The 25569-nt window shown below is 64.3% G+C and carries 21 protein-coding genes and 3 tRNA genes; 12 read left to right on the top strand and 12 right to left on the bottom strand.

Annotation, left to right across the window (positions count from 1 at the left end):
- Window positions 1-263: 263 nt before the first annotated feature.
- From DFK10_RS10995 to DFK10_RS10975, 5 genes are all read right to left on the bottom strand, one after another.
- Window positions 264-354 (bottom strand) — tRNA-OTHER (locus DFK10_RS10995).
- Between the two features lie 265 nt (window positions 355-619).
- Window positions 620-1837: a tyrosine-type recombinase/integrase gene (locus DFK10_RS10990; protein ID WP_109389072.1), complete on the bottom strand. Its 1218-nt coding sequence runs from the start codon at window positions 1835-1837 to the stop codon at window positions 620-622.
- Window positions 1838-1973: 136 nt separating this feature from the next.
- Window positions 1974-2048: transfer RNA gene (locus DFK10_RS10985), tRNA-Gly, on the bottom strand.
- A 166-nt stretch (window positions 2049-2214) separates the two neighbouring features.
- Window positions 2215-3030: a DUF481 domain-containing protein gene (locus DFK10_RS10980; protein ID WP_235866826.1), complete on the bottom strand. Its 816-nt coding sequence runs from the start codon at window positions 3028-3030 to the stop codon at window positions 2215-2217.
- A 326-nt stretch (window positions 3031-3356) separates the two neighbouring features.
- Window positions 3357-6800: a pyruvate carboxylase gene (locus DFK10_RS10975; protein WP_109389071.1), complete on the bottom strand. Its 3444-nt coding sequence runs from the start codon at window positions 6798-6800 to the stop codon at window positions 3357-3359.
- Window positions 6801-6970: 170 nt separating this feature from the next.
- On the opposite strand from DFK10_RS10975, the gene DFK10_RS10970 reads away from it, so the two are divergent.
- A complete protein-coding gene (locus tag DFK10_RS10970) occupies window positions 6971-9328 on the top strand; it encodes an ATP-dependent helicase (RefSeq protein WP_109389070.1) in 2358 nt (785 codons plus the stop codon).
- A 52-nt stretch (window positions 9329-9380) separates the two neighbouring features.
- Here the strand turns inward: DFK10_RS10970 and DFK10_RS10965 are convergent, their stop codons facing one another.
- Entirely contained in the window at window positions 9381-9983 is a 603-nt protein-coding gene (locus DFK10_RS10965; protein WP_109389080.1) for a LysE family translocator, read from the bottom strand.
- A 73-nt stretch (window positions 9984-10056) separates the two neighbouring features.
- Between DFK10_RS10965 and DFK10_RS10960 the strand changes: the two genes are divergently transcribed.
- Window positions 10057-10509 carry an Lrp/AsnC family transcriptional regulator gene (locus DFK10_RS10960; protein WP_109389079.1) on the top strand — a complete coding sequence of 151 codons (453 nt, stop codon included), beginning with the start codon at window positions 10057-10059 and terminating at the stop codon, window positions 10507-10509.
- Between the two features lie 65 nt (window positions 10510-10574).
- Window positions 10575-11204 (top strand): exopolysaccharide biosynthesis protein, encoded by a 630-nt coding sequence (locus DFK10_RS10955; RefSeq protein ID WP_109389069.1) that lies wholly within the window; start codon window positions 10575-10577, stop codon window positions 11202-11204.
- Window positions 11205-11238: 34 nt separating this feature from the next.
- On the opposite strand, the gene DFK10_RS10950 is transcribed toward DFK10_RS10955, so the two are convergent.
- The 5 genes from DFK10_RS10950 to glmU all read right to left on the bottom strand — a co-directional run bounded on the left by DFK10_RS10950 (window position 11239) and on the right by glmU (window position 17122).
- A tRNA-Glu gene (locus DFK10_RS10950) sits at window positions 11239-11313 on the bottom strand.
- A gap of 67 nt (window positions 11314-11380) precedes the next feature.
- On the bottom strand, window positions 11381-13159 hold the full coding sequence (gene recJ, locus DFK10_RS10945) for a single-stranded-DNA-specific exonuclease RecJ (protein WP_109389068.1): 1779 nt from the start codon (window positions 13157-13159) through the stop codon (window positions 11381-11383).
- Window positions 13160-13193: 34 nt separating this feature from the next.
- Entirely contained in the window at window positions 13194-13844 is a 651-nt protein-coding gene (locus DFK10_RS10940) for a nucleoside/nucleotide kinase family protein (RefSeq protein WP_109389078.1), read from the bottom strand.
- 105 nt (window positions 13845-13949) lie between these two features.
- Window positions 13950-15767, bottom strand: coding sequence for a glutamine--fructose-6-phosphate transaminase (isomerizing) (glmS, locus tag DFK10_RS10935; protein ID WP_109389067.1), 1818 nt, complete (start codon window positions 15765-15767; stop codon window positions 13950-13952).
- Window positions 15767-17122 (bottom strand): bifunctional UDP-N-acetylglucosamine diphosphorylase/glucosamine-1-phosphate N-acetyltransferase GlmU, encoded by a 1356-nt coding sequence (gene glmU, locus DFK10_RS10930; protein ID WP_109389066.1) that lies wholly within the window; start codon window positions 17120-17122, stop codon window positions 15767-15769. Before glmU ends, glmS begins: the two co-directional genes overlap by 1 nt.
- Window positions 17123-17244: 122 nt before the next feature.
- On the opposite strand from glmU, the gene DFK10_RS10925 reads away from it, so the two are divergent.
- Window positions 17245-17907 (top strand): HAD-IA family hydrolase, encoded by a 663-nt coding sequence (locus tag DFK10_RS10925; RefSeq protein ID WP_109389065.1) that lies wholly within the window; start codon window positions 17245-17247, stop codon window positions 17905-17907.
- Here DFK10_RS10925 and DFK10_RS10920 read toward each other — a convergent pair.
- Window positions 17889-19190, bottom strand: a complete 1302-nt coding sequence (locus DFK10_RS10920; RefSeq protein ID WP_109389064.1) for an MmgE/PrpD family protein — start codon at window positions 19188-19190, stop codon at window positions 17889-17891. The genes DFK10_RS10925 and DFK10_RS10920 overlap by 19 nt on opposite strands.
- A gap of 94 nt (window positions 19191-19284) precedes the next feature.
- Between DFK10_RS10920 and DFK10_RS10915 the strand changes: the two genes are divergently transcribed.
- Genes DFK10_RS10915 through DFK10_RS10880 form a run of 8 tightly spaced genes read left to right on the top strand, consistent with a single transcriptional unit; the run spans window position 19285 to window position 25566 of the window.
- Window positions 19285-20490 carry a DegT/DnrJ/EryC1/StrS family aminotransferase gene (locus DFK10_RS10915; RefSeq protein ID WP_109389063.1) on the top strand — a complete coding sequence of 402 codons (1206 nt, stop codon included), beginning with the start codon at window positions 19285-19287 and terminating at the stop codon, window positions 20488-20490.
- A 44-nt stretch (window positions 20491-20534) separates the two neighbouring features.
- Window positions 20535-20891 (top strand): hypothetical protein, encoded by a 357-nt coding sequence (locus DFK10_RS10910; RefSeq protein ID WP_146193261.1) that lies wholly within the window; start codon window positions 20535-20537, stop codon window positions 20889-20891.
- Window positions 20892-20948: 57 nt separating this feature from the next.
- Window positions 20949-22112: an isovaleryl-CoA dehydrogenase gene (locus DFK10_RS10905; RefSeq protein ID WP_109389061.1), complete on the top strand. Its 1164-nt coding sequence runs from the start codon at window positions 20949-20951 to the stop codon at window positions 22110-22112.
- A gap of 2 nt (window positions 22113-22114) precedes the next feature.
- Complete coding sequence (locus DFK10_RS10900; RefSeq protein ID WP_109389060.1) at window positions 22115-22513, top strand: DUF1622 domain-containing protein; 399 nt, start codon at window positions 22115-22117, stop codon at window positions 22511-22513.
- Entirely contained in the window at window positions 22510-23025 is a 516-nt protein-coding gene (locus DFK10_RS10895; RefSeq protein ID WP_109389059.1) for a lysozyme inhibitor LprI family protein, read from the top strand. Before DFK10_RS10900 ends, DFK10_RS10895 begins: the two co-directional genes overlap by 4 nt.
- Window positions 23022-24587 carry a carboxyl transferase domain-containing protein gene (locus DFK10_RS10890; protein ID WP_109389058.1) on the top strand — a complete coding sequence of 522 codons (1566 nt, stop codon included), beginning with the start codon at window positions 23022-23024 and terminating at the stop codon, window positions 24585-24587. Before DFK10_RS10895 ends, DFK10_RS10890 begins: the two co-directional genes overlap by 4 nt.
- Entirely contained in the window at window positions 24587-25096 is a 510-nt protein-coding gene (locus DFK10_RS10885) for a thermonuclease family protein (RefSeq protein WP_109389057.1), read from the top strand. Before DFK10_RS10890 ends, DFK10_RS10885 begins: the two co-directional genes overlap by 1 nt.
- Window positions 25093-25566, top strand: coding sequence for a hypothetical protein (locus DFK10_RS10880; protein ID WP_109389056.1), 474 nt, complete (start codon window positions 25093-25095; stop codon window positions 25564-25566). Before DFK10_RS10885 ends, DFK10_RS10880 begins: the two co-directional genes overlap by 4 nt.
- Window positions 25567-25569: the final 3 nt, after the last annotated feature.

The following is a 25569-nucleotide window of genomic DNA, read 5'->3' as shown; positions in this document are numbered from 1 at the left end:
CGCAGAATAATGCTTGCGCGTCTTGCGCTTGATCCCTTTGACCAGCTTGTCGGCCGCGTCCTTCGATGTTCCGGATTTCTTGTTCATCTTCGCCGCTTGATAGCTGCGATGAACCAGAAATCCTCCGTTACGAAAACCTCAAATCTGTCCCATAGGCCCTGACGTCAGACAATCTAGGCCAACAAAAATGGTGTTCAGATGAGCCACGGCCTCACCTGTTTCAATAAGAAAATCTCTAAGCGGTTGTGAAGCGCTTGGGCGCTTGGTGGTGGTATCGGGATTCGAACCCGCACTTCCTGCTTTCAAAGTATGATCCTCTAATCGGCAGGCGTGCTACCGTTACACTATGCCACCCTTGTGTCGCCATAGGCAGTAAGTGTCTCGGAACTTGCTGCGTTTTTCAAGAGCAATTAGAAACACCTCCCTTAAATGGTGTAACGAATGACCGGTCTGACGGGCTGCGGCGCAGCATCTGAGCCATATGGCCAATGGCAGCTCAGGGCCGCAATCGCAGCCTGGTCCAATATGAATGATCGAGATGGTTTCAAGTCGGGGAAACTGTCTGACATCAGCGCCAATGGGAGAGCGTTCGCTGATTTGATGAGAGTGGGTTTAGGGGTCAACTCTTCTCTAGTTTCGTCAGCCATTCGCCGTAGGCATGAACCATGCGGATGCGGTCCGCCAGATACTCCGCCCTGTTGTAGGCCGCCCGGACTTTCTGGGTCGTCTCGTGGGCAAGTTGCTTCTCGATCCAGTCGCTATTCCATCCCATCTCATTCATGTTCGTGGAAAAGGTCGTCCGAAAGCCGTGCTGGGTGTGATCGGAAAACCCGACCTTGGTCAGGCAGGTTTTCATTATAGTCGAACTGATCGGACGGCTTGAGTCGTTGGGAGAACAAAGGACCAGTTCCGCGTGGCCGGTGATCGGCCTTATGCCTTCGAGGATCGCCTTCGCCTGGGGCGACAAGGGGACCAGGTGAGGGCGCTTCATTTTCATGCGCTCTGCCGGTATCTCCCAGAGGCCCGCGTTCCAGTCGATCTCGTTCCAGCGCATCCCGCGAAGTTCGCTGCTGCGCGGGAAGAGATAGGCCGAGAGCAGGAGTGCGGTTTTCACTTGGTCGGTGGCCCGGTCGGTGCGCCGGATCGCCTTCAACATCGCGCCGACCCTCTCCGGGTCTGTGATCGCCTGGAAGGACCCGCGCTTCCGTTTCGCCATCGCGAAGGTCACGGCACGGGCCGGGTCCGCCGTCGCGCGTCCTTCGGCAATGGCGAAACGGAAGAGTTGCGAGCACCGGGACCGGACCTCATGGGCTGTCTCGACTTTGCCGGCCTCTTCGATGGGTCGAACCAGGGCCAGGATGTCGGGCCCGCTGATGTCCGTGATCTGGCGGTCCCCGATCCCGGCCTTCACGGTCTCCAGGTGCCGTTCCAGCTTGACCAGAGTTCGTTGGTTCGCGCCGTCCCGTTTTCGGAACAGAAGGTAGTGGTCGCAAACCGTAGCAACCAAGCCCGGGTCCCTCACCGCTGGGCCGAGCGTCGGGGGTTTTGGGCTCGCCTGGGCGGGGGCTCGCCTCGGCTTGCGTTCCGGTTCCGGGTCTTCGCCTTGCCGGATAGTCTCGCGATAACGGTCCCGCTGCCCTCTTGCGTCCGCAAGTTTCACCTGGGGGTAGGGGCCCAGGTTGGACCATCGGCGCTTACCGGCTGGGAAGTAGTAGCGGAGCCGGAATGTCTTCGTGCCGGATGGCAAGACTTCCAAGTATAGCCCGTGGCCGTCGGCGATTCGGTAGGTGCGCTCGGCGGGCTTTGCAGCGCGAATTTTTGAGTCTGTCAGGAGCATGAAATTTTAGCCCTTTTTTAGCCCAATTCGTCTGCACAACCCTGCACTATTTTGCATAGTTTCGCTTTTGGCGAAAAGGGAATAGCGTTATTTTTCAAACGCTTTGCACGGTTTTGCACGTATTGGGAAATACGAATGGAGCGGGTGATGAGATTCGAACTCACGACCCTTACCTTGGCAAGGTAATGCTCTACCCCTGAGCTACACCCGCGTCCGTTTCGTGAAGCGTGATTTAGGAAAAGACGGGCAGGGCTGCAAGCGGAAAATGCCGGCAACGGGACAAATTTTTGCCTGTCCTTTCGGGCCGGACGCAAATGGGGCGACCGCGATCTGCGGCCGCCCCGGGTTCGGAGATGCAAACTGGAATCCGGCCGCCCCTAGTCGAAGCTGTAGACAACCGAAACGCCAAAGGTGTTGTCGGTGTCTTTCTTTCCGGGCTCGGGATCGGTGTGATACTCGGTCACGACGCTGGTGCGCAGGGCCAGCGTTTCGGTCATGCGCACGTTCACGCCGAGGTCGTTGTAGACCACGGTGTCCGAGTCCGAGGCGATGATGTCGGTATCGTTGGTCAACGCCATCGTGTCGGTGAACTGGTTGTAGTAGTTCGAAGACAGCGCCAGCGCGCCCTCGCTCAGGTCATCGACGCTGTTCAACTCGGCCACGCGGTAGCCCGCACCGGCCTGCACGGCCCATTGCACGTCGGGGGTGTCGAAGACGCGATAGCCGACACCGACGCCCAGGAAGTTGTCGCTGGTGTCGAAAGGCAGGCGCTCGACATTGCCCTGCAACTTGGCGAAGCCGTAGTAGCTGCGGCCGAAATCGCGGGTGTATTCCAGCTCGTAAAGCAGGCTGTCCTCGTCAGTGACGCCCTCGTTTTCCGAGAACTGGTAGCTCAATTGCAGGTCGTAACCGTTGAGCCCGTCGTAATAGCCCATATTGGCGCCGATCCCCAGCGTGGCCGTGTCGGTGTTGCCGCTGGTCGCAGAGCCTTGCAGCGCGAAGCTGCCGCTGAAGCCTGTGGCGCGCCCTTCGTTGCCGAACTGCGGTGTGTCGCGCTCGAAATCGTCGGCGATATCTTCGTTGAGCGTCTCGATACGATCCTCCGCGGCCGAGGTATCGAGGGCGGATTGCGCCAGCGCTGCGGTCGACGTGGCCGCGGCCGTGGCGAGGGTAAGCATAATCGTCTTGTACATACTCGTGTCCTTCTGGTTGGGAGGCGGCGACGCCCCCTTGTGAGGCAGGCGGAAAACCTGCTTTCCACGGGCCAACTATGACGCGTACCGGGGGGCGAAAAGGGGGAAATCGGCGCGGTTTTCGGCGCCGGTGACGCGTGATCGCTCAACCCGGCAAATTTCGGCGGAAAACCGATAAGTCAATGAAATAATATCGAAAATATCGGCGCAATTCTGCCGGCGGCGAGGGGCGATATGGCAGGAAACAGCCTGTTCCCCTGGTGCGGTCCACAGAAACAGAAACGCGCGCCACAAGGGCGCGCGTTGCACAGATCCTGATCCGTCGATTACTCGAATTCGACCAACAGGTCCTTGGCGTCGATCTGGCCGCCCGGTTGGACGTGCACGGCCTTGACCACCCCGTCGCGTTCGGCGTGCAGGCCGGTTTCCATCTTCATCGCCTCGATGGTCAGCAGCATGTCGCCTTCCTTGACCTTCTGCCCGGCATTGACCGCGACGCTGGCCACGACGCCTGGCATCGGGGCGCCGACATGGGCGGGGTTGCCCGCCTCGGCCTTGGGGCGCTGGACGGTCTCGGCCTTGACCTTGCGGTTGGGCACCCGGATCGTGCGCGGCTGGCCGTTGAGTTCGAAGAACACTTTCACGTCGCCGTTTTCATCCGTCTCGCCGATGGCTTGCAGGCGGATTTCCAGCGTCTTGCCGGGGTCGATCTCGGCGCTGATCTCGTCGCCCTGTTCCATGCCGTAGAAAAAGGTCGAGGTCGGCAGCGTGCGCACGGGGCCATAGGTTTCGTGGCGCGTGGCGTAATCGGTGAAGACCTTGGGATACATCAGGTAGCCGTTCAGGTCCTCATCATCGATCTCGATCCCGCCCAGCTTTTCGCTCGCTTCCTTGCGGACCGCTTCCAGATCGACCGGTTCCAGGTGCTTGCCGGGGCGTTCCAGGTTGGGTTTCTCGTCCTTCAGCACCTTCTTGACGATGCTGTCGGGGAAGCCGCCGGGAGGCTGGCCCAGGTTGCCGCGCATCATGTCGATGACGCTGTCTGGGAAGGACACATCGACCTTGGGGTCTTCGACCTCTTCGCGGGTCAGACCCTGGCTGACCATCATCAGCGCCATGTCGCCCACCACCTTGGAAGAGGGCGTCACCTTCACGATATCCCCGAACATCATGTTGACGTCGGCATAGGCCTGCGCGACCTCGTGCCAGCGTTCTTCCAGGCCGAGACTGCGCGCCTGCGCCTTGAGGTTGGTGAATTGCCCGCCGGGCATCTCGTGCAGGTAGACCTCGGAGGCGGGGGCCTGAAGGCCGGATTCGAAGGCCGCGTAATGGGCGCGCACGGTTTCCCAGTAATTGGAGATCTCGCGGATGGCGGCAATATCCAGCCCGGTTTCCCGCTCGGTATGGCGCAGCGCCTCGACGATGGAGCCCAGCGTCGGCTGCGACGTGTTGCCCGAGAAGCTGTCCATAGCCGCGTCGATGATGTCGACGCCCGCCTCCGAGGCCGCCAGCACCGTGGCAATCGCCGCGCCGCTGGTATCATGGGTATGGAAGTGGATCGGGATGCTGATCTCGTCCTTCAGCGCCCGGATCAACTGCCCGGCGGACGAAGCCTTGAGCAGCCCGGCCATGTCCTTGAGGCCGAGCATATGCGCGCCGGCCTTCTCCAGCTCTTTCGCCATGCCGACATAATATTTCAGGTCATACTTGGCCCGGTCGGGATCGAGGATATCGCCCGTGTAGCAGATCGTGCCTTCACAGATCTTGCCGGCGTCCTGCACCGCATCCATGGCCACGCGCATGTTCTCGACCCAGTTGAGGCTGTCGAAGACGCGGAAGACATCGACGCCGGTTTCCGCGGCCTGGCGCACGAATTCCTGCACCACGTTGTCGGGGTAGTTGGTGTAGCCCACGCCATTGGAAGCCCGCAACAGCATCTGTGTCAGGATGTTGGGCATCTTGGCGCGAATGTCCCGCAGGCGCTGCCACGGGCATTCCTGCAAGAAGCGGTAGGCCACGTCGAAGGTCGCCCCGCCCCAGCATTCCACCGAGAAGAGGCCTGACATGTTCGCCGCGTAGCTGGGCGCGGCGTTGATCATGTCGATAGAGCGCATGCGCGTGGCCAGCAGCGACTGGTGCCCGTCGCGCATGGTCGTGTCGGTGACCAGCAGGTGTTTCTGGTCCTGCACCCATTTCGCCACGGCTTCCGGCCCATCACGATCGAGGATCTGGCGCGTTCCGTCCGGAACGCTGTCCGCCGAGCGCACCGGGGGCTTCGGCTCTATCGCGGCCGCGCCCGGCTTCGGGCGGCCCGCCGTTTCCGGGTGCCCGTTCACGGTGATGTCGGCGATATAGGTCAGGATCTTGGTGGCCCGGTCCCGGCGCGGCTTGAAATCGAACAGCTCGGGGGTCTCGTCGATGAACTTGGTCGAATACTCGTTGTTGAGGAAGGTCGGGTGGCGCAACAGGTTGATCACGAAATCGAGGTTCGTGCTGACGCCCCGGATACGGAATTCCCGCAAGGCGCGGTCCATGCGGGCAATCGCCGCCTCGGGGGTGGGGGCCCAGGCGGTCACCTTTTCCAGAAGACTGTCGTAATAGCGGGTGATGACCGCGCCGGAATAGGCGGTGCCGCCGTCGAGGCGAATGCCCATGCCGGTGGCGCCGCGATAGGCGCTGATGCGGCCGTAATCGGGGATGAAGTTGTTCTGCGGGTCTTCGGTCGTGACCCGGCATTGCAGGGCATGCCCGTCCAGTTTCACGTCATACTGGCTGGCGGTCCCCGTGGCCTCCATCAGGCTCTTGCCCTCGGCGATCATGATCTGCGCACGGACGATGTCGATGCCGGTCACTTCTTCGGTGACGGTGTGTTCGACCTGGACGCGGGGGTTCACCTCGATGAAGTAGAACTTGCCGGTCTCCATATCCATCAGGAACTCGACGGTGCCGGCGCATTCGTAATTCACATGCGCGCAGATCTTCTTGCCGAGGTTGCAGATTTCCTCGCGCTGCGCCGGGGACAGGTAGGGCGCAGGGGCGCGTTCCACGACCTTCTGGTTGCGGCGCTGGACCGAACAATCGCGCTCCCACAGGTGGTAGATCTCACCATTCTTGTCGCCGAGGATCTGAACCTCGACGTGGCGGGCGCGGGTGATCATCTTTTCCAGGTAGCCCTCGCCGTTGCCAAAGGCGGCCTCGGCCTCGCGGCGGCCTTCCAGCACCCTTTCTTCCAGCTCATCCTCGGACTGGATCGGGCGCATGCCGCGCCCGCCGCCGCCCCAGCTGGCCTTGAGCATCAGCGGATAGCCGATCTCGGCCGCCTCTTTCTTGATTGCCTCCATGTCATCGCCCAGCACTTCGGTGGCGGGAATGACGGGCACGTCAGCTTCGATCGCCACGCGCCGGGCGCTGGCCTTGTCGCCCAGGGCGCGCATGGTTTCGGCCTTGGGGCCGATAAAGGTGATTCCCGCCGCGGTGCAGGCATCCACGAAGTCGGGGTTTTCCGACAGAAGGCCGTAGCCGGGATGGATTGCGTCGGCCCCGCTGGCCTTGGCCACGCGGATGATTTCCTCGATCGACAGATAGGCCTGCACGGGGCCCAGCCCCTCGCCGATACGATAGGCCTCGTCCGCCTTGAACCGGTGCAGGCCCAGCTTGTCTTCCTCGGCATAGACGGCGACGGTCTTCTTGCCCATCTCGTTGGCGGCCCGCATGATGCGGATGGCAATCTCACCTCGGTTGGCGACAAGGATCTTCTGGAAATCGGCCACGGGTCAGGCTCCCCTTTTTGCAGTCGCAGCAATCTATGAAGATTTCGCGACGGGTGTAAACAGCGGAGGAGCGGGTATTTGTTAGCGATAACAGTCAATTTGTGCCGCGTGGCAGAACATTTGGGGAACAGTCCTTCCCCCTCGATCCGAGTCACGCTAGATTGCCGCCCATGAGCAGTTTTTCCGAAGATGACGCTTTCGAGGCCGCCGTTCCGCTAAGCCAGCGCGCCATGATAGGCCGTGCCGCGCCTTACCTGGAGGGGCTCAATCCCGCGCAACGCGAGGCGGTCGAGGCACTGGATGGTCCGGTCCTGATGCTGGCGGGGGCAGGGACGGGCAAGACCAAGGCGCTGACCTGCCGCATTGCGCATCTGCTGGCGTCGGGCAGGGCGCGGCCCAATGAAATTCTGTCCGTGACCTTCACCAACAAGGCCGCGCGCGAGATGAAGCAGCGCATCGGCTCCCTGATGGGCGAGGCCGTCGAGGGAATGCCCTGGTTGGGCACCTTCCACTCGATCTGCGTGAAGCTGCTGCGCCGGCACGCCGAACTGGTCGGGCTGAAATCGAATTTCACGATCCTCGACACGGATGACCAGCTGCGCCTGCTCAAGCAATTGGTCGCCGCCGAGAATATCGACGACAAGCGCTGGCCGCCGCGGATGCTGGCCAGCATCATTGACGGCTGGAAGAACAAGGCCTGGACGCCGGACACCGTGCCGGTGGCCGAAACGGCCGCTTATGACGGGCGCGGGGTGCCGCTTTACGCCGCCTATCAACGCCGATTGAAGGAACTGAACGCTGTCGATTTCGGTGACTTGCTGTTGCACATGGTCACCATCTTTCAGGATCATCCGGACGTTCTGGCACAATACCAGCGCTGGTTCCGCTATATCCTTGTCGACGAATACCAGGATACCAACGTGGCCCAATATCTGTGGCTGCGTCTTCTGGCGCAGGGGCACAAGAATATCTGCTGCGTGGGTGATGACGACCAGTCGATCTATGGCTGGCGCGGGGCCGAGGTGGGCAACATCCTGAAATTCGAAAAGGATTTCGAGGGCGCCAAGGTCGTGCGGCTGGAACAGAATTACCGCTCGACCGGGCATATCCTCGGTGCTGCCTCGGGCGTGATCGCCGCCAACAAGGGCCGATTGGGCAAAGAGCTGTTCACGGATGCGGGCGACGGCGAGAAAGTGCGCCTGATCGGCCATTGGGATGGCGAGGAAGAGGCCCGCTGGATCGGGGACGAGATCGAGGCGATGCAGCGCGGCACAAGGGGCCGCGATTCGCTGTCGCTCGATGGTATGGCGATCCTCGTGCGGGCCTCCCACCAGATGCGCGCCTTCGAGGACCGGTTCCTGACCATCGGACTGCCCTATAGGGTCATCGGGGGGCCGCGCTTCTACGAGCGGATGGAGATCCGCGATGCCATGGCCTATTTCCGCCTTGCGGTCAGCCAGGACGACGACCTGGCCTTCGAACGCATCGTCAACACGCCCAAGCGCGGGCTGGGCGACAAGGCGGTGCAGACCATCCAGCGCACCGCGCGGACCAACGGCGTCAGCCTGGTCGAGGGCGCGCGGCTTTGCGTGCAGGGCGGGCTGATCAAGGGCAAGGGCGGCGCCAACCTGGCCGAACTGGTGCAGGGGCTGGACCGCTGGCACCGCCAGCTGCGCGAGGAATCCGACACCCATGTCGAACTGGCCGAGATGATCCTCGACGAAAGCGGCTACACCACGATGTGGCAGAACGACAAGACGCCCGAGGCACCCGGCCGGCTGGAGAATCTCAAGGAGCTGGTCGAGGCGCTCGAGCAGTTCGAGAACCTGCAAGGCTTCCTCGAACATGTCAGCCTGATCATGGATAATGAAAGCGAGGAGACCGAGGAAAAGGTCACCATCATGACGCTGCATGCCGCAAAGGGGCTGGAATTTCCCGCCGTGTTCCTGCCGGGATGGGAGGATGGGCTGTTTCCGTCACAACGGTCCATGGATGAAAGCGGGCTCAAGGGGTTGGAAGAGGAACGCCGGCTGGCTTACGTCGGCATCACCCGGGCCGAAGAGGTCTGCACCATTTCCTTTGCCGGCAATCGCCGGGTCTATGGCCAGTGGCAAAGCCAGATGCCCAGCCGGTTCATCGACGAACTGCCCGAGGCCCATGTCGAGGTTCTGACGCCCTCGGGCCTTTATGGCAGCACCGGGGGCGGTATGGACCTGCCGCAATCGGACCTGCCCAACCGCGCCGCCAGCGCCGATGGCTACAATTCGCCCGGCTGGCGGCGGATGCAGTCCCGGATGGACCGGCGGCCGATGTCGCAACCCTCGGAGGCGCGCAACCTGACCATCGACGCACAGGCCGTGTCTTCTTTCACCGAGGGCGACCGGGTCTTTCACCAGAAATTCGGCTATGGCGAGGTGATGGAGATCGAGGGCGACAAGCTGCTGATCGAATTCGACAAGGCCGGCACCAAGCGCGTGGTCGGCAAATTCGTGGTCGGCGCGGGCCAGGCCGACGACGTGCCGTTCTGAACGGGCCGAAGGAAACTCTGGAATTTCCTTCTGTCTCTCACAGTCCGGACATTCAGACCAGATCCATCACGATCGGCACCAAGGTCAGCACCAGCAATACCGCCATTGTCCAGTTGAAAACGCGCAGGCGGGTCGGGTGGGCCAGCCACCGGCGCAGCTGCGTGCCGCCCATGACCCATGTGTTCACCGAGACGATGTTGACGCAGATGAACACAGCGGCCACCAGTATCGCGCCGGTCCAGCCCGCGCCCTGCGGCGCATAGGTGGTCTGTGCGGTGATGCCCATGTAGACAGCCTTTGGATTCACCCATTGAAACGCGGCAGCCTGAAGAAAGGTCAGGGGATGGCCTTCGGCCTTGGCCTTTTCCGGCGGGGCGGCATGGGCGATTTTCCATGCCAGCCACAAAAGGTAGGCCGCGCAGGGCAGGGTCAGCAGGGTCTTGACCCCCGGATAGGCCTCGAACAGTTGAGCCAGGCCCAGCCCCAGCACCAGCACAAGAAAGCCGTGCCCAAGGCTGACCCCCAGCAGATGCGGCACCGTGCGCTGCCAGCCGAAATTCGCGCCCGAGGCCATCAACATCAGGTTGTTTGGCCCCGGCGTGATCGAGGCGACGAAGGCAAAGGTGACGAAGGCGGTCAGCAATTCCTGGGACATGGCGGACAAACTGCGCGGTTTCCCCAAGAATGAAATTGCGAAGATGCGACCTTTTCGGGTAAATGCGCAATTGATGACCGAAATTGACGCCCTGAACCGCAAAATATTGCGCGAGCTTTCCGCCAATGGCCGCCTGTCGAACCTCGATCTGGCCGAGCGGGTGGGTCTGTCGCCCTCTGCCTGCTTGCGCCGCGTGCAAGAGCTGGAGCGGCGCGGCGTGATCCGTGGCTATCGCGCGCGGCTCGACCCGGCCCAGACAGGGCGGGGGTTCGTCGTCTATGTGACCGTTGGCCTGTCGGAGCACTCCAAGGCCGCCCAGGAAGGATTCGAGGCGGCCATGGCGCGCGCGCCCGAAGTGGCCGAGTGCCACAACATCGCCGGCGCCTTCGAATACCTGCTGCGGGTCGAAACCGCCGATCTTGCCGCCTACAAGGCCTTTCACACGGATACGCTCGGCACCGTGCCCCATGTCCGTGCGATCACCAGCCACATGGTCATGGGAACCTCCAAGGACGAGCGCAGCTAGCCCCGCATGATTGCATTTTCGCGCCCGAGCGCCGATATGCAGGCGATCGGAGCGAAAGGACCAAGATGCAGCCCGAGGACGAACACCGGCGTCGGCCTTCCCTGTCGATGCCGATCCTGCGCATCGCGCGCCATCAGCACGAGACCGGGGCGCTGACCATCGGCAACCTGCTGGCCGCGCTGGGCGAGGCCTCTTTCGGCTGGGCGCTCGTGGTGTTCTCGCTGTTGACCTTTCTGCCCTTGCCGCCCGGCTCGTCGCTCATCACCGCGCTGCCGCTGCTGGTGATCACCCTTCAGATGATGCTGGGCTTTCGCTATGTGCGGCTGCCGCGTTTCCTGTCTCGCAAGGCACTGGACCCGGAAAAGCTGCGCCGCGCGGTGCTGCGGCTGCGCCCGGTGACCCGCCGTCTGGAACGGGTGCTGGTGCCACGCCAAACCTGGATTTTCGCCCGCCGCAACGAACGCGCGCTGGGCGTGCTGCTGTTCGTGATCGCCTTTGCGCTGTTCCTGCCGGTGCCGTTCAGCGGCTGGTTCCCGGCCGTGTCGATGTTCATCATCGGCGTCGGGCTGGTGGAACGCGACGGGATGGTCACGATGATCGGCCTGGTCTTCGGCGGCGCCTCGGTGGTGCTGACCCTGTCGCTTCTGGCGTCCTTCGCCATGGGCGCGGATGCCATGATCGACGCGGCGATCTAGGCGCGGGAAAGCTGTTCGACAAATAGGGAAGAAGTGGCAGCCCGTAGGGGAATCGAACCCCTCTTTCCAGGTTGAAAACCTGGCGTCCTAACCGATAGACGAACGGGCCACTTGGTCGGTGAGGGGGCTTTTAGAAAAAGCCGCTGACCTGTGCAAGAGGATTCGTGCGCTTTTTTTCAACTTGCCGGCGCGGCGTCCTCCAGGCGCAGTTGCGGGGTGCTGCGGCCCTGCCAGGTGTTGATTTCCAGCCGCCCCGCCAGGTGGAAGCGCGCGCCGTTATGGGCCATGAGTTTCGCCCCGAGCGGCCCGTCCATCGCCCCGAAGGCAATGGCGTCGATCCGCGCGCCCAGACCATCGCCGAATGTCAGTTTCAGGTGGCCCTTTCCGACCTCCTTGGCGAAAAGGATCTGGCAATCGGCAAAGGCAAAGCGGGGCGCCGGCGCCCCGGCGCCGAAGGGGCCGGCCTGTTCGATCTGCTCAATCAATTCGACCGTGGCGGCCCCCGGCATCAGCAGCCCGTCGAGCCGCAGGTCCGCAGGGCCGATCCGGTCGGCACCCTGCTTGGCCAAGAGGTCGGCCAGTCGGTCCATCGCGGGGTCCAGCCGGTCGCGGGCCACGGTCAGCCCGGCGGCCATCTTGTGACCGCCGCCCTTGATTAGCAGGCCTTCGGCGGCCAGCCGCTGGATCGCTGCCCCAAGGTCGATGCCCGAAACGGAGCGGCCCGACCCCTTGCCCTCGTCGCCCTCCAGGCCGATCACGATGGCGGGGCGGTTGGTGCGTTCCTTCAGGCGCGAGGCGACGATGCCGACAACGCCCGGATGCCAGCCTTCACCGGCCGCCCAGACCAGCGGCGCGTCGAACCCCCGCTCTTCGGCCTGGGCCAGGGCGGCGTCGCGGACCTGCTCCTCGATCTCGCGGCGTTCGGTGTTCAACTCATCCAGTTTCGCGGCCATGCCGTCCGCGTCGCGCGGGTCGGTGCAGGCCAGAAGGCGTGCCCCGAGGTCGGCCCGGCCGATCCTTCCGCCCGCATTCACCCGCGGCCCCAGCAGGAACCCGAGGTGATAGGCATTGGGCGCGGTATCCATGCGCGCCACATCGGCCAGCGCCACCAGGCCGGGACGCTGCCGGCGGGCCATGACAGTCAGCCCCTGGCGCACGAAGGCACGGTTGACGCCCTGCAAGGGGGCGACGTCGGCCACCGTGGCCAGTGCGACAAGGTCAAGAAGCGCCATGAGGTCCGGGCCTGCGCGACCCGCCTCGCGGCGTTGCCGGGTTGCTTCGACCAGCATCAGGAAGACCACGGCGGCGGCACAGAGATGGCCCAGATCGCCGCTTTCGTCCTGACGGTTGGGGTTCACCACGGCCAGCGCGGGTGGCAGCGTCTCTCCGCCCAGGTGGTGGTCGAGGACAAGCACGTCCGCACCCTTGGCCGCGGCGATGGGCTCATGGCTCAGCGTGCCGCAGTCGACACAGATGATCAGGTCATGATCGCGGGCGAGGGCCTGCATGGCGGGCACGTTCGGGCCATAGCCCTCGTCGATGCGGTCAGGCACATAGAGCGTCGCGCCCAGGCCCAAATCGCCGAGCCAGGATAGCAAGAGCGCCGCCGAGGAGCCGCCATCGACGTCGTAATCGGCGAAAATGGCGATCCGTTCGCGGCGCTCCACGGCAGTGACGAAGCGAGCGGCGGCCGTTTCCATATCGTGCAGGCTGCGCGGGTCGGGCAGGAGGTCGCGCAGGGTCGGAGCGAGGAAAGCGGGGGCATCCTGATCCGCCACGCCGCGCCGGACCAGCGTGCGGCAGACGGGCAAGGGCAGGGCGGTGGTTTGGGCCATGCCTTCGGCAAGCCGGTCTTCCTCGATGCCGGGGCCGATCCAGCGCCGACCTGTCAGCGAGCTGTCAACGCCGAGAAAGGCGTGCCCCGAATCGCTGGCAATATCTGGTGTCATGCTCATTTCCCGCCACCATATGCGCCCTGGCGCCGAGTCGCTATGGCGTGTTCAGGACGCGCCCGTCCGGGGCCAGCACGATATCGGCGGGCAGGGCGCGGGCGATCACGGCTTCGGCGTTCGGAATGTCGTTGGCCTCGGCGCGCCGGGTCGCCGCCACGCGCGTATGACCGAGGCGCAACCATCGCTGGATCAATCGCGCCCGCAAATCCTCGATCGGCACCTCAAGGCGGACGGACAGCGACCACAGCGGTGCGAGATTGAACCATGGCGCCGCGTCGAACAGCAGGTAATTGCCTTCGACAAGAACGACCTCGGTCTCGGCGGAAACCACTTCGGCCCCGGCTATTGCGAGGTCGCGGCTTCGGTCGAAAACCGGAGCGATGACCTCGATCTGTTCTTTCATCCGGTGCACGAGGTGCAGGAACCCTGCGCCGTCGAAGGTTTCCGGCGCGCCCTTTCGCACGAGTAGACCGCGCTCGCTCAGGATGGCGTTGTCCAGGTGAAACCCGTCCATCGATACCACGCGGGTTGCACATTTCTGCGCGTTCAGGCGGCGGGCAAGTTCGGCGGCCAGGGTGGACTTGCCGCTACCCGGCGCACCGGCGATGGCCACCAGCAACCTGCCATCTCCGCGCATGGCATGAATACGCTCGGCCAGTAGATTTATCTGCGGGGTCAGGTTGAGCACGGCGCGGTCGTCCTTGGCCTTTTCGAGGTGTTTCGCGGAAGGCGTCACGACATTCAAGGGCCGTAAAAGCGCCGGCGGCTTTCCGCCGCGCACCTTAGCTCTGCCTCATTCGACCGTGACGGACTTTGCCAGATTGCGCGGCTGGTCCACATCCGTGCCCTTGGCGACAGCGGTGAAATAGGCCAGTTGCTGGGCCGGGATCGCATAGAGGATCGGGGCCAGAAGCGGGTCCACCTCGGGCAGGATCAATGTGTTCCAGACCCCTTCGGCGGCTTGGTCGGCCCCTTTTCGGTCGGTGATCAACAGCACCTTGCCGCCCCGCGCCATGACCTCTTGCATGTTCGACACGGTCTTGTCGAAAAGCGCATCGGTCGGCGCCATGACGATCACCGGCACGGTCTTGTCGACCAGCGCGATCGGCCCGTGCTTGAGTTCGCCAGACGCATAAGCTTCGGCGTGTATATAGCTGATTTCCTTGAGCTTCAGCGCACCTTCATGGGCAAGGGCATACATCGGTCCGCGCCCAAGGAACAGGATGTCGCGGGCTTCGGCCAGCTTGCGCGCCAGGGCGCGGGTTCTATCCGCCTGGTCCAGGGCGATGTTCATCAGGCCGGGCAAGCCGCGCAGGGCGGTCAAATGGGTGGCCAGTTCGGTGTCGTCGATCCGGCCCTTGTCCCGCGCCGCCTTGAGTGCCAGCGTGATCAGGACGCCAAGCTGGCACGTGAAGGCCTTGGTCGAGGCGACCCCGATCTCGGCCCCGGCCAGGATCGGCAGGGGCAGGTCGCTTTCGCGTGCGATCGAGCTTTCGGCGACATTGACCACCGAGACGATGCGGTCGGCCTTGTCCCTGCAGTAGCGCAGGGCGGCCAGCGTATCGGCGGTCTCGCCCGATTGGCTGACGAACAGCGCCACGGTGCCTGGCGCGATGGGCGGTTCCCGATAGCGGAATTCCGACGCCACATCGACCTCGACCGGGATGCCGGCCAGCTGTTCGAACCAGTATTTGGCGGTCAGGCAGGCGAAATAGGCGGTGCCACAGGCCACCATGGTCAGTCGCTCGATCCGCGCGAAATCCAGCCCCGGATCAGGCAGGGTGATCCCCGTTTCATCGAGGTAGTAGTTCAGCGCCGAGGTCAGAACAGTGGGCTGCTCGGCAATTTCCTTGGCCATGAAGTGTTTATGGCCACCCTTGTCGACCTGGGCCGCATCGATCTGAATGTGCTTCACCTCGCGATTGGCCAGTTCCCCGGTGGCGTCGCGGATTTCCAGTGTGTCGCGGGCGATGATGGCGATGTCACCCTCTTCGAGATAGGTGATCCGGTCGGTCATCGGGGCCAGTGCGATGGCATCGGATCCGACGAACATCTCGCCCGTGCCATGGCCGATGGCCAGCGGGCTGCCCTTGCGCGCCGCGATCAAGAGATCGTCTTCGCCCTCGAACAGAAAACAGAGCGCATAGGCCCCTTCAAGCCGGCCGATTGTCCGCATCGCGGCCTCGACGGGGGCGAGGCCCCCGTCCAGGTAATGCTCGGCCAGAAGCGCAACGGTCTCGGTATCCGTTTCGGTATGGTGGTCGATGCCAAGCGCCCCCAGTTCGCTGCGCAGGTCGCGAAAATTCTCGATGATGCCATTGTGCACGACGGCGACGCGGCCGGCCTGGTGCGGGTGCGTGTTGGTAAGGGTCGGCGCGCCATGGGTCGCCCATCTGGTATGGCCGATCCCGGCCTTGCCGGCCAACGGGTCATGCACCAACAGGTCCTGCAGGTTGACCAGCTTCCCGACCGCACGGCGACGGTTCAGGACACCAGCGTTAACGGTGGCGATCCCGGCGCTGTCATAGCCGCGGTATTCCAGCCGGCGCAGGGCGTCGACAAGCATCGGCGCGGCTTCGTGTTGGCCTAGAAAACCGACAATTCCACACATTATTGGCCATCCTTTTTGAGCCTTGCCTTCGCAGACTTTAACTTTTCGAACATCTTGCGGGCAAAGCCCGGCTTGTTCTCCTGCCGCGCCCGGCCTACGGCCATGGCCCCTGCGGGCACGTCATGTGTGACCACTGTGCCGGTCGCTGTCATGCTGTCATCGCCCAGCGTCACCGGCGCGACCAGCATGGTGTCCGACCCGATGAAGACATTCTTGCCGATGACCGTGCGGTGCTTGAAGACCCCGTCATAATTGCAGGTGATCGTGCCTGCCCCGACATTGGTCTTCTCGCCCAGTTCCGCATCGCCGATATAGGACAGGTGATTGACCTTGGTGCCGGCATGGATCTGCGCGTTCTTGATCTCGACGAAATTGCCGATGCGGACATCCTCCGACAGTTCCGCGCCGGGGCGTAAACGGGCATAGGGGCCGACCACGGCGCCGCGTGCGACATGGCACCCCTCCAGGTGGCTGAAGGCCCGGATCGTCGCGCCGTTCTCGACGGTGACGCCGGGGCCGAAGACCACGTTCGGCTCGATCACGGTATCGGGGCCAAGCAGGGTATCGAAGCAGAGATGCACAGTGTCCGGCGCCTGCAGTGTCACCCCGGCCTCGATCAGCTCGGCCCGTGCACGGGCCTGATAGGCGGCATTGGCGGATACCAGCTCGGCCCGGGAATTGACGCCGCGGGTTTCATCCTCGTCGCAGGTCACGGCGGTGGCGGACAAGCCCCGCGCCCGTGCCAGGCTGACGATATCGGTCAGGTAATACTCGCCGCTGGCATTGTCATTTCCGACCTCGTCCAGAAGCGAAAACAGTGTTTGCGCATCGGCGGCCACGACGCCGGAATTGCACAGGGTGATCGCCCGTTCCTGATCTGTTGCATCCTTGAATTCAACAATGGCATCAAGGGATTGGCCGGACATCTTCAACCGACCGTAGCGGCCCGGATCGGCCGCTTCGAACCCGAGGACGACCACATCATGTTCAGCACGGGCGGTCTGCATGGCCGCAAGGGTCCGGGGCCGGATAAACGGGGTATCGCCGTAAAGCACGATCACGTCACCGTCGAAATCGGCAAGTGCGGTGCGGGTCTGGACGACGGCGTGGCCGGTGCCCAGCTGTTCGGTCTGATGCACGATCTCGGTTGTTTCATCCCAGGCGCGTGCCGCCGCTTCGACGGCATCGGCGCCGTGCCCGGCCACGACGATGGTGCGGGCAGGGTCCAGCGCCGCGCCCGCGCGCATGGCATGCACCAGCATCGGCGCGCCGGCGACCTCGTGCAGGACCTTGGGCAGATCAGATTTCATCCGTGTGCCCTTGCCCGCGGCCAGGATTACCAGTGCTGTGGCCATTTCGCCCCACCTCGTGCTCGTTTGCGTCCCTTCTATCGCGCATGCTCGTCTTGGCAAGCCGCGGGGGCTTCACATCCCGTGTCGGCAGGTTACAGAAGGCAAAACCTTGCCGGAGACTGCCCATGCGCACCGTGATTTTCGACCTCGATGGCACATTGGCCGATACCAGCGGCGATCTTGTGGCCGCCGCCAATGCCTGTTTCCGGGATCTCGGGCTGGGGGATGTGCTGGATCCGCTGGCCGATGCGGCCACCGCCATGCGGGGCGGACGGGCGATGTTGACCCTCGGGTTCGAACGCACGGGTGGCCATGGCCCGGATGAGATCGATCGGCAATATCCCCGGCTGCTGGACTATTACGGGCAGGCGCTCGACATCCATACCCGGCTGTTTCCCGGCGCGGTCGAGGCGGTCGAGGGGCTGCGTGCCGGGGGCTATGCGGTCGGGGTCTGCACGAACAAGCCCGAGGGGCTGGCTGACCGCCTCTTGGACAGTCTTGGGGTGCGGGGGTTGTTCGCGTCCTTGATCGGGGCCGATACCTTGCCCACGCGCAAACCCGATGCCGCCCCGTATCTGGCGGCGGTCGAGCGGGCGCAGGGTGCGCTGGACCGGTCGGTTCTGATCGGTGATACGGTGACGGACCGCGATACGGCGCGCGCCGCCGGGGTTCCGGTGATCCTTGTCACCTTCGGGCCGCACGGAGATGGCGTGCACGATATGGCGCCGGACGGGACGATTGGCAGCTACAACGATCTGGGCGCCGAGGTTCAGCGGCTGATCGGCTGAGCCAGAAGGGTCAGAAGGTCATCCGCAGGCCCGTCGATCAAGCCATCCACCGCCGCCTCGATGGCCGCGGCGCGATCCGCGCCCAGCCCGGGAACGGCCAAAGTTCGGAATTTGTTGCGCAGCTCACTCCCGGTCGGTGGCGCGTCATGGTCCCAACGCGGCTCGTGCCAGTCGCTGACAAGGCTTCGTCCATCGGCCAGATGCAGGGTCACGCGGGCAAAGCGTTTGACCGGAAAGGCGCGGTTGGCGTGGGCGCTTTCGCGGAACGCCAAGGTGCGCGACAGGCGCAGGGTTTCGGGATCGTGCAACGCCGCGCTAGTCAGATGGGCCGGCCCGACCGTGCCATGAACCAGCGCCACAGCGCAGGGGAACGAGGTGGAATATTGCGCCTCTTCGGTGGTTTGAGGTTCGGCGGTGGCCAGCCGCGTGGCCTCGTGAAAGCTCTCGACCTCGATCCGGGTCACGTCCCGGGATGTCAGCGCGTGGGCGCGGCGCAGGCTCAGCAGGGCTTCGATCGGTGGCTGCGCCCAGCGGCAAACAGGGTAGGGCTTGAAATACTGTTCCAATCCATACCAGCGCTGGCCCAGGTCGGCCCAGAAGTCCGGTGCCTTTTCCACGGTCAGGGCCGGGGCGCCGGTGAAGCCGTCGCGCGCCAGCAGTGCTGCCGAGACCCCGGCCATTGCGCCCCACCCGGACCCGTCCTTGACCATCGTAGGGTGGTCGATACAGCGCATCATCTGGCTGCGGGGCCCATGGTATTCGGCGATTCCCAGCGCGTGACGGGTCTGGTCCCGGTTCAACCGCAACAGCCGCGCCACGCCCGCCGCCGCCGTGACAGCGCCCCAGCTGCCAGATGTGTGATAGTCGGGCACGGTGCCATGCTGGGCCATAGCGGTGCGCGCCCCGAATTCATAGCCCATGGCCATGGCCGCCAGCAGGTCCTGGCCGGATCGCCCCCGGGCAAAGGGCAGAAGTGCCGCGAAAAGCGGGCAGCCGATATGGCCCTTGGAGGGATTGAACCCGTCATGTCCGTCCAACGCATCGATGGTCATGCCCGCCGCCAGCGCCGCGCCGACCGGCGAGGCGGTGCGACCGTCCAGGAAAAGGGGCACATCACCGCCGAACTGACTTGCGGCATGGCCGCGAATGAGGGCCGACAATGGCGTTTCAGCCCCGCCGATGCCAACGCCGATCAGGTCCAGCAGCATTACTGGCAGGCGGGAACGTAGTGCGGCGGGCGCATCGGCCAGCGCGAAGTCGTGGATGAAGTCGACCGGGTCCATGGGGCGAGGCTGATCTCAGTCGTGCCGCGATTCTGTCCTGAAACCGACATGTCGCCCCATTGACGGGCGCGGCAGGACCCCGCAAAACAGGCGGATGGAAGAGGTCTTCAAAGGCAGTTTCACCCAGCAGGAGCCGATCCCCGAGGCCGGGATCGAGGCGGCACTGGCCGTGCTTCGTCACGGGCGATTGCACCGCTACAACGTGGCCGAGGGCGAAGTGGCCGAAACCGCGTTGCTGGAAGAGGAATTCGCCGCATCGGTCGGGGCGGCCTATTGCCTTGCCGTGGCCTCGGGCGGCTATGCACTTGCCACAGCCCTGCGCGCATGCGGGGTCGGCCCCGGTGACAAGGTTCTGACCAATGCCTTTACGCTGGCCCCCGTGCCCGGTGCCATCGCCAGCGTCGGCGCGGTGCCGGTCTTTGTCGGCGTGACCGAGGGGCTGGTGATCGACCTCGATGATCTTGCGGCCAAGGCCGGGCAGGCGGATGTGCTGATGCTGTCCCATATGCGGGGCCATGTCTGCGACATGGAGGCGTTGACCGCCCTATGTGCGGCCCACGGCCTGACCCTGATCGAGGATTGCGCCCATACGATGGGCGCAGCGTGGAACGGCACGCCCTCGGGCCGGTGGGGCAAATTCGGGTGTTATTCCACCCAGACCTACAAGCACATGAACTCCGGCGAGGGTGGCTTGCTGATCTCGGACGACGCCGAGGCGATGGCCCGCGCGATCATGCTGTCGGGGTCCTACATGCTGTTCGACCGGCACCGCGCCGCGCCGCCGCCCGAGACTTTTGCACGGATCAAGTATGAGACCCCGAACGTCTCCGGCCGAATGGACAACCTGCGTGCCGCCATCCTGCGGCCGCAACTGGCCGACCTCGACCGGCAATGCGCCCGCTGGAACGCGCTCTATGCGGCGATGGAGGACGGTCTGGCCGACACGCCCGGCCTGACCCGGATCGACCGCCCCCACGCCGAGCAGTTCGTCGCGTCCTCTTACCAGTTCCTTTTGCTGGACTGGTCCGGACCGGCGATCGAAGAGGTGCTGGCGCGCTGCGCCCGCCGCGGGGTCGAGCTCAAGTGGTTCGGGGCCGATGAACCGCATGGCTTCACCAGCCGCTATGACAGTTGGCGATATGCGCCGTCCGACCCGATGCCTGCCAGTGACCGGGTCTTGCGGGGTATCGTCGACATGCGCCTGCCGCTGACCTTCTCGACCGACGATTGCGCCCAGATCGCGCGGATCATTCGGGCCGAGGTGGGGGCGGTCTGGCAGGCCGGGGTCGCCGCCCAGTGAACGAGGCCGAGGTCAGGACGGCGTTGCGTGCCGCGCTTGCACACTTGGGCCGGCCCGACCTGGAGGCAGAGATTCCCGCCCCGCTGGGCGACCCGGACGACTGGCTGTTTCACACCCTGTCCGACATCACCCGCAAACTTGTGCAGGACATGGAAGCGGCGACGCGGCAGGTTCACGCACCGGCCCGGCCGGACCCGCGCCCGACCATCGACGACGACTACAGCCGCCAGACCTGGATCGAGGCCCATGAACGCCTGATGGCGCACCTGCGACGTGACTGGGGCGCGCGGCTGCACCATCACTACCGAGAGATGCTGGCCCGCTTCCCGTTGACCCCGCAAGAGCGCGCCAATGCGCGGCGCCTGGACCTGTCGGATTTCGGGATCGAGATAGGTGATTGACGGAATCGTCTGCGGCGGCATAGAATTGAACAAGTGTTCAATAAATGAGGCCGCCCGATGTTCACCGCATCACTGGAATTCGATCTTGGCGAGGACGTGAACGCGCTGCGCGACATGGTGCATCGCTGGGCGCAGGACCGCGTCAAGCCCATGGCCGCCGAGATCGACCAAAGCAACGCTTTTCCCCCCGCGCTCTGGACCGAGATGGGCGAGCTGGGCCTGCTGGGCATCACGACCCCCGAGGACTATGGCGGGGCCGGGATGAGCTACCTGGCCCATGTGGTCGCGATCGAGGAGATCGCCCGCGCCAGCGCCAGCGTGTCGCTGTCCTACGGCGCCCATTCGAACCTCTGCGTCAACCAGATCAAGCTGAACGGCACCGAGGACCAGAAACGCAAATACCTGCCGGGCCTGATTTCGGGGGATCATGTCGGCGCGCTGGCCATGTCCGAGGCCGGGGCGGGATCCGACGTGGTGTCGATGTCGCTCAAGGCTGAAAAGCGCAACGATCACTACCGGCTGAACGGCAACAAGTACTGGATCACCAACGGCCCCGATGCCGATACTCTGGTCGTCTATGCCAAGACCGATCCCGAGGCCGGGGCCAAGGGCATCACAGCCTTCCTTGTTGAAAAGACCATGAAGGGGTTCTCCACCAGCCCCCATTTCGACAAGCTGGGCATGCGCGGGTCCAATACCGCCGAACTCGTCTTCGAGGACGTGGAAGTTCCCTTCGAGAACGTGCTCGGCGAAGAGGGCAAAGGCGTCCGCGTACTCATGTCGGGCCTCGACTACGAACGCGTGGTGCTGGCCGGGATCGGCACCGGCATCATGGCCGCCTGCCTGGACGAGATCATGCCGTATCTGGCCGAGCGCAAACAGTTCGGCGAACCCATCGGGAATTTCCAGCTGATGCAGGGCAAGATCGCCGACATGTATGTCGCGCTGAACTCAGCCCGGGCCTATGTCTACGAGGCCGCCAAGGCCTGCGACGCGGGGCGGATCACCCGTCAGGACGCGGCGGGGTGCTGTCTCTATGCCTCCGAACAGGCGATGGTGCAGGCGCATCAGGCGGTGCAGGCCATGGGGGGCGCGGGGTTCATGAATGACAGCGTGGTCAGCCGGCTGTTCCGCGATGCCAAGCTGATGGAGATCGGCGCCGGCACCAGCGAGATTCGCCGCATGCTGATCGGGCGCGAACTGATGGGGGCGATGGGCTGACCATGGGATCGCTGATCGACGTCGAACAGGAGGGCGGCATTCTGCATGGCCGACTGCCCTGGCTTGTCGATAGCTTGGAATGGGCGGCGGCCTTTATCGACATCTTTGCCTGCCTCCTGCTGGTGGTCGGGGCGGTCCGTTTCATGATCGGTGTGACCCGTGCCGAGATCACCCACAGCAAAGCCGAGCGCGTGCGCCGGACCAATCGTCAGCGTATCGAGCTGGGTCGCTACATTCTGGCCGGACTGGAACTGTTCATCGTGACAGATGTGATCCACACTGCGCTCAGCCTGGCCTTCACCGACCTCGTCTTCCTGCTCTTGCTGGTCATCATCCGCTCGATCATCTCGTATTTCCTCGACCGCGAGCTGGAGCTGCTGAAACGGGATCTCAGCGAATGAGACTGGCGCTGATCCTTGTCCTGCTGGGCCCTGTTGCCTGGGCCGGGCCGCAGCCGCAGGTTGCCGGGCTGGCGCATCATATGGAGGGTGTGCCGGCATGCCTCGACGCCGCCGCCGATACACAGGCAGCGCAAGCCTGTATCGGCCGTTTCGCCGAAGGCTGCATGACGGCGGAAGCGGATGGCCAGACCACCCTGGGCATGATGTTCTGCACCCTGGCGGAGCACGACGCCTGGGATGACCTGTTGAATCGCGAATACCGGGCGGCGATGGCGGCGGCGCAGGCTGCCGATGTGGCCGAAGCCGAGCACTTTCCCGAACATGCCGTCATGGCCGATGCCCTGCGCAAGGCGCAACGCGCCTGGATCGCGTTCCGTGATGCCGAATGCGGATTTGCCCATGCGCAATGGGGGGCGGGGACCATGCGACAGATCGCCGGCGCGTCCTGCCATCTGGACATGACCGCGCAGCGGACCATTCACCTCAAATTCCTTTGGGACGACATGCGATGAGACAAGACCACGAAGCGGCACTGGCCCGGGTGGCCGAGGCGGCGACACAGGCCGCCGAGGGCGGCGGCGAGGCGGCCCGCGCACGCCATGTCGCACGCGGCAAGATGCCTCCGCGCGAGCGGGTTGCAAATTTGTTGGACCCCGGTTCGGACTTCCTCGAAATCGGCGCGACGGCGGCTCATGGCATGTATGACGGGGCCGCGCCCTGCGCCGGGGTGATCGCGGGGATCGGCCGGGTCGAGGGGCGGCAGGTCATGGTTGTCGCCAATGACGCGACGGTGAAGGGCGGCACCTACTACCCGATGACCGTCAAGAAGCACCTGCGCGCCCAGGAGATTGCCGCGCAATGCCATCTGCCGTGTGTCTATCTGGTCGATAGCGGCGGCGCCAACCTGCCCAACCAGGACGAGGTCTTTCCCGACCGCGACCATTTCGGGCGCATCTTCTACAACCAGGCGCAGATGAGCGCGGCCGGCATCCCCCAGATCGCCGCCGTCATGGGCAGTTGCACCGCCGGGGGCGCCTATGTGCCGGCCATGGCCGATGTCTCCATCATCGTGCGCGAACAGGGGACGATCTTCCTCGCCGGCCCGCCGCTCGTCAAGGCCGCGACGGGCGAGGAGGTGACGGCCGAAGACCTCGGCGGCGGCGACGTGCACACGCGGCTCTCGGGCGTGGTCGATTACCTGGCCGAGGATGATGCCCATGCGCTGGCGCTGGTGCGCCGAGCGGTGCGCAATCTTGGCGCGGCGGGCGGCGACGCGCCCGACACCGCCGGCCCGGACCCGGCCCGGCCCATCGACGACCTGTTCGACGTGATCCCTGCCGACCTGCGCACGCCCTACGACATCCGCGAGGTCATTTCCCGCATCATCGACGGCCCCGATTTCACCACCGGCTTTGACGAGTTCAAGGCGCGCTTTGGCGAAACGCTGGTCTGTGGCTTCGCGCGGATCGAGGGCATGGACTGCGGCATCGTCGCCAATAACGGCGTCCTGTTTTCAGAGGCGGCCCAGAAGGGCGCGCATTTCGTCGAATTGTGCAGCCAGCGCAAGATACCGCTGATTTTCCTGCAAAACATCACCGGATTCATGGTGGGTCGCAAATACGAAAACGAAGGTATCGCCCGGCATGGCGCCAAGATGGTCACGGCCGTGGCGACGACCGCCGTGCCCAAGATCACGATGATTGTCGGCGGCTCTTTCGGAGCCGGAAATTATGGCATGGCAGGAAGGGCTTACAGTCCGAATTTCATCTGGACATGGCCAACCTCGCGCACGGCGGTCATGGGCGGAGAACAGGCGGCGGGCGTGCTGGCCACGGTCAAGCGCGACGCGATCGAGCGGGCGGGCGGGGAATGGTCCGCCGAGGAAGAGGCCGCCTTCAAGCAACCCACCATCGACATGTTCGAGGAACAGTCGCATCCGCTTTATGCCAGTGCCCGGCTCTGGGACGATGGCGTGATCGACCCCCGCCACAGCCGCAAGGTGCTGGCGCTGTCGCTGCGCGCTGCGCTGAATGCCCCCATCGAGGAGACGCGCTTCGGCGTGTTCCGCATGTAATGGTCCTGCGCCGCAACCTGATGCCGCGCATGCGCGGCTATCGCGGTCCGGGGCGGGGCCGGCGGCCGGTGGGTCGTATCGCGGCCGCGGTTTTCGTGGTCATCGCGGCACCGGTGGTGGCGGATTACGTCAACGGCTGGATGAAAGCCGAAGGAGACTGCCGGGTGGTGCGGGTCATCGACGGCGACACGCTGGTCATGGCCTGCACCGAGGCGCCACAAACCCGCTTGCGTCTTGCGGGGATCGACACCCCTGAATTGCGCGGCGATTGCTGGCAGGAACGGCTTCTGGCGGTGCGGGCCAGCCTGTTTCTGCGTTGGCAGCTTTATCGCGCGGGCCGGATCGGACTGGCACTGTCGGGCGAAACCGACCGTTATGAAAGGGCGCTGGGCCGTGTGCTGGTGGAGGGTGCCCCGGTCTCGGACCACCTTCTCGACGCGGGATTGGCCCGGCCCTACCTGACCGGCGACATATCCTGGTGCGACCAGCTGAAAGGAGCCGCCGCATGAGCGACGACAACAAGCCCGAAGATCAAACGCCCGGCGCCTATTCCGGCATCCCCTGGGTTCACGTGGAGCCTGAGGTGGCGCGCGCGCATCCCAAGGGTCAGTTGACCTTCGCCCTGCGGGTGATCGCCGGCTACCTGGTCGTGATCGGCCTGTTCAAACTCTGGGTCTTCTGGGGGGCGGGTTATGCGCCCGGCGTGATCCTTCTGGGTGGCCTGCTGCCCGTGCTGGCCGGGCTGGGGCTTTGGGCACGGATGCCTTGGGCCGTGGTGGTGACCTTGGTGATGGCGGGGTTCAACCTCTATGCCTTCGTGCGCAACGTGGGGGCCGATCCCGGTCTGCTTTTGCTGTTCGACGGGATCGTATCGGTCGGCATCATCTTCTACCTGGTCGAGGGCGACCGGCCGAATTTCATCTACCGTCACCGATACCGGAAATACTCGGTGCTGGACGGGAACAAGGACGGAGACTAGCGC

Source organism: Salibaculum griseiflavum, assembly GCF_003129565.1.
Classification (GTDB): domain Bacteria; phylum Pseudomonadota; class Alphaproteobacteria; order Rhodobacterales; family Rhodobacteraceae; genus Salibaculum; species Salibaculum griseiflavum.
This window is presented reverse-complemented; position numbering and strand designations above follow the sequence as displayed.